This window comes from Clostridium sp. DSM 8431, assembly GCF_900116755.1.
Taxonomy (GTDB): domain Bacteria; phylum Bacillota; class Clostridia; order Clostridiales; family Clostridiaceae; genus Clostridium.
This window is the reverse complement of sequence record NZ_FPBY01000243.1, coordinates 1-3,615: the sequence shown is the minus strand read 5'-3', so window position 1 is coordinate 3,615 and position 3,615 is coordinate 1. Positions and strand designations below refer to the sequence as shown.

General features: G+C 30.6%; 3 protein-coding genes, 1 rRNA gene and 1 pseudogene. 1 reads left to right on the top strand and 4 read right to left on the bottom strand.

What is annotated here, in order from left to right; translation table 11 throughout:
* Positions 1–553 precede the first annotated feature (553 nt).
* The 3 genes and pseudogenes from BM384_RS16150 to BM384_RS16140 form a co-directional block, all read right to left on the bottom strand.
* Complete coding sequence (locus BM384_RS16150; protein ID WP_090015160.1) at positions 554–1,510, bottom strand: alpha/beta hydrolase; 957 nt, start codon at positions 1,508–1,510, stop codon at positions 554–556.
* 16 nt (positions 1,511–1,526) lie between these two features.
* Positions 1,527–2,282: pseudogene (locus BM384_RS16145) on the bottom strand (carboxymuconolactone decarboxylase family protein).
* Between the two features lie 30 nt (positions 2,283–2,312).
* Positions 2,313–2,660, bottom strand: a complete 348-nt coding sequence (locus BM384_RS16140; RefSeq protein ID WP_090015158.1) for a cyclophilin-like fold protein — start codon at positions 2,658–2,660, stop codon at positions 2,313–2,315.
* A gap of 157 nt (positions 2,661–2,817) precedes the next feature.
* Between BM384_RS16140 and BM384_RS16135 the strand changes: the two genes are divergently transcribed.
* Positions 2,818–3,384 carry a TetR/AcrR family transcriptional regulator gene (locus tag BM384_RS16135; RefSeq protein WP_090015156.1) on the top strand — a complete coding sequence of 189 codons (567 nt, stop codon included), beginning with the start codon at positions 2,818–2,820 and terminating at the stop codon, positions 3,382–3,384.
* Between the two features lie 87 nt (positions 3,385–3,471).
* Here BM384_RS16135 and rrf read toward each other — a convergent pair.
* A 5S ribosomal RNA gene (gene rrf / locus BM384_RS16130) occupies positions 3,472–3,588 on the bottom strand.
* Between the last annotated feature and the right edge of the window lie 27 nt (positions 3,589–3,615).

The window sequence follows — 3,615 nt, the reverse complement described above, 5'->3', positions numbered from 1 at the left end:
AAAAACTTACTCATAAAAGAATTGCTGGTTCTTAACTTTATCTATATCTGTTCAATTTTCAAAGACCAATTTATCTCGTCGCCCTCAAGCGACTTTTATATCTTATCACTTAAGCAAAACTTTGTCAACAACTTTTTTCAACTTTTTTAAAAATCAAATTGAAATTTGTTATTTCCTTTTGTTTCTTGTCTGCCTCAGCGACGTGTTTTATATTATCACTTTTCTAAGCTTAATAATTTGCTATTATCACTAAATAATAAAATTAAACTTAGTTTTCTTAAACATACTCTTTTTTACTTTGTTTTTCGTATATTGACACGCCAAGGTAAGTTTTCCTAATAAAATATAAATTTTATAACAAATCATACTTCTTATATAAATTATTTTTACCTTATACACATAAATACTTCAGAAATTTCTTAAAAATTGCATTAATTTCATCAATCTAGTATTTAGATTTAGCTCTTATAATTAAAATTCTTGTCTTAACATCAAAAAAGGACATTAGATGTTCCACTATCATCTAATGTCCTTTTTATAATTATACAAACCTCTATTTTAAATACTCATTAAAGAAACTTTCAATTTTACCAAAAGGAATAATATTCTTTTGATCATATAAGTCTACATGGGATGCCCCAGGAATAATTAATAGCTCCTTGTTATCTCCCTTTAACTTTTTAAATGCATCTTTACTAAAATAACATGAGTGTGCTTTTTCTCCATGAATCATAAGTACTGCATTTCTAATTTCTGAACTATTTTGTAATATAGGCATATTTATAAAAGATAATGCATGAGTTGTATTCCAGCCGCTATTTGAATTTAATGAACGTTCTGTATACCCCCTTTGAGTTTTATAATAATTAAAATAGTCTTTTACAAACTCAGGAGTATCTTTATCTATAGTATCAACAACCCCACCTGTTCTATCTATATGTCCATATTTATAGTCTAATGTTCTTCTTTCATTAAGCTGCTTTTTTAATTCATAACGGGCATTTTCATCCATTGAATCAAAATATCCATTTGCATTAACTCTAGTCATATCATACATTGTTGAAGCAACAGTAGCTTTAATTCTTGTATCCATTGCTGCTGCATTAAGAGCAAATCCACCAAAACCACATATTCCAAGTATCCCCACATTATCCTCATCTATAAAATCTTGAGTAAGTAGGAAATCTACAGCCGCACTAAAATCTTCTGTATTAATATCAGGAGAAGCAACATAACGCATTTCACCTCCACTTTCACCTGTAAAGGAAGGATCAAATGCTAGTGCTGTAAATCCTTTGCTTGCTAACTCATCTGCATAAAGCCCAGAAGCCTGTTCCTTCACAGCTCCAAACGGCCCACTTATTGCAATTGCTTTTAATTTACCATCATAATTCTTTGGTATATACAAATCACCAACAAGATTTATTCCATATCTATTTATAAAACTTACTTTTATTCTATCCACATTATCATTTAATTCAAAACTATATCCATTATATTTTGACTTCATTTTTTATTTCCTCATTCTACTTTATATTTTTATATTGATTATCATCTACTTCTTCTAACCATTCGTTACTTGTATTTTCTCCTGGTACTTCTATAGCTAAATGACTAAACCAGCTATCTGGAGCAGCTCCATGCCAATGCTTTACTCCTACTGGAATATTTATAACATCTCCAGGTGTCATAAGTACTGGTTCTTTACCCTATTCTTGATAATAGCCACGTCCAGATACACATACTAAAATTTGTCCGCCACCTTTATCTGCATGATGAATATGCCAATTATTACGACATCCTGGTTCAAATGTAACATTAAAAATTCCTACCTGTTTTGTAGAAAGTGGAGCTAAATAACTCTGTCCAATAAAATATTTTGCAAATGCATCATTAGGAGCTCCTATAGGGAATATCATTGATGCTTGATGTTTTGCTTTTTCATCATCTTCATCACTTTCTTCAAACCATATTTCTTTTGCCATTCTAAATACTGCCCATGCCTTAGGCCATCCACAATAAAATGCTGCATGTGTAATAATTTCTGCAATTTCTTCTTTTGTAATTCCATTTGTCTTAGCACTCATTAAATGATATTTAAAGGATTCATCTGTAAGTCCTTGTGCCATTAATGCCACTACTGTTACAAGACTTCTATCTCTTAAAGAAAGTTTATCTTCTCTACTCCATACTTCTCCAAAAAGTACATCATCATTTAATTCAGCAAACTTTGGTGCAAAGCTACCTAATTGCTCTCTTCCTGCTGTTTGTTTTACTGCCATATTATTATCTCCTTTTTACTTTTAATTTCTTTACTCATAACTTACCGTCAATTGAATTGTTTTAGGTAAGTTACGAACTATATTAATATCATCAAAATGACCAATTATCATAGTCTGACCATACTCTTTTGATTTTTCCTCACCATCATATAACAAAGCAAACCATCCATTACAAAGCATAATATCTCCATTTTTCCAACCAAGACTATACTCTCCAGGATCAAATCGTCCTCTTGCAACTTTTCCACAATAATCAATGCCTGAATCATGGCATGTTACTTTAAAAGGAAGTTTTCTCTCAAAATCCAGTGCCGTCTTTGTATTATTCAATATTGCTGGGATTTGAATATCTCCAACTTTAAGTAATATTTTTTTCATTTCAATTCTCCTATTGTTTTGCTATAATGTCCATGTGTGGTTTTAAACTATATCTATAGTATATAACCACCAAATCATTCAATCAATTTCCACTTAATTGCTTTGTGTGGTAATGCCACACTTTTTGTAAAAGTGGATATATAAGGAGATATTTGCAATGGAAAATCATCATGAAGAAAACCCAAGAGTTAAAAGAACAAGAGAATCTATTCAAAACGCATTTAAAGAACTAGTTTTGAATGGCAGATCTAAAGACATTAATGTAAAGAAAATAACTGAAGTTGCTGGAATTCATAGGAAAACTTTCTATCTTCATTACACATGTATAGAAGCTCTGTATGAAGATATAATTCAAAAGATTGTTTTAGATTATGGAAAAGAAGTTAAGAAGTTAACTATTCCATATGATTATTATGAACTAACAAAGGTTATGTTTGAATTTTATACATCAGATCCTTTTTACGAAAAAATGATAACCGATCCTAAATATCAAGACTTTTCAAATAAAATTATGGTAACTAATCTTATGCACAATCGCTATGATTATAATCCTTTTGAAAAATATACTGAAGATGAACAAATGCTTATTAATATGTTTCTTGCTAGTGCTTCAACAGATATTTTTAGACAATGGGTAAATAGCAATAAAAAAATCCCTATGAAAAAAGTAATTGAATTGACTGGTAGATTATTAGAAAATGGAGTTTCCTCTATGAGAAATTAAGAAATATCTGGCTAAAAGTTATTATTTTTTTGTTATTTAGATATACGAAAAAAGCGTTAGAATTACTTCTAACGCTTTTAGTTAATCACCTGGCAACGTCCTACTCTCCCGCACAGTCTCCCATGAAGTACCATCGGCGCTGTAGAGCTTAACTGTCCTGTTCGGAATGGAAAGGAGTGTTTCCTCTACGCCATTATCACCAGATTTGAGATGTTATCTCAAAATTGCACA

Coding starts and splice junctions, on each gene's coding strand:
- BM384_RS16140 (WP_090015158.1), bottom strand. CDS start 2,660: ATGAAAAAAATATTACTTAAAGTTGGAGATATTCAAATCCCAGCAATA.
- BM384_RS16150 (WP_090015160.1), bottom strand. CDS start 1,510: ATGAAGTCAAAATATAATGGATATAGTTTTGAATTAAATGATAATGTG.
- BM384_RS16135 (WP_090015156.1), top strand. CDS start 2,818: ATGGAAAATCATCATGAAGAAAACCCAAGAGTTAAAAGAACAAGAGAA.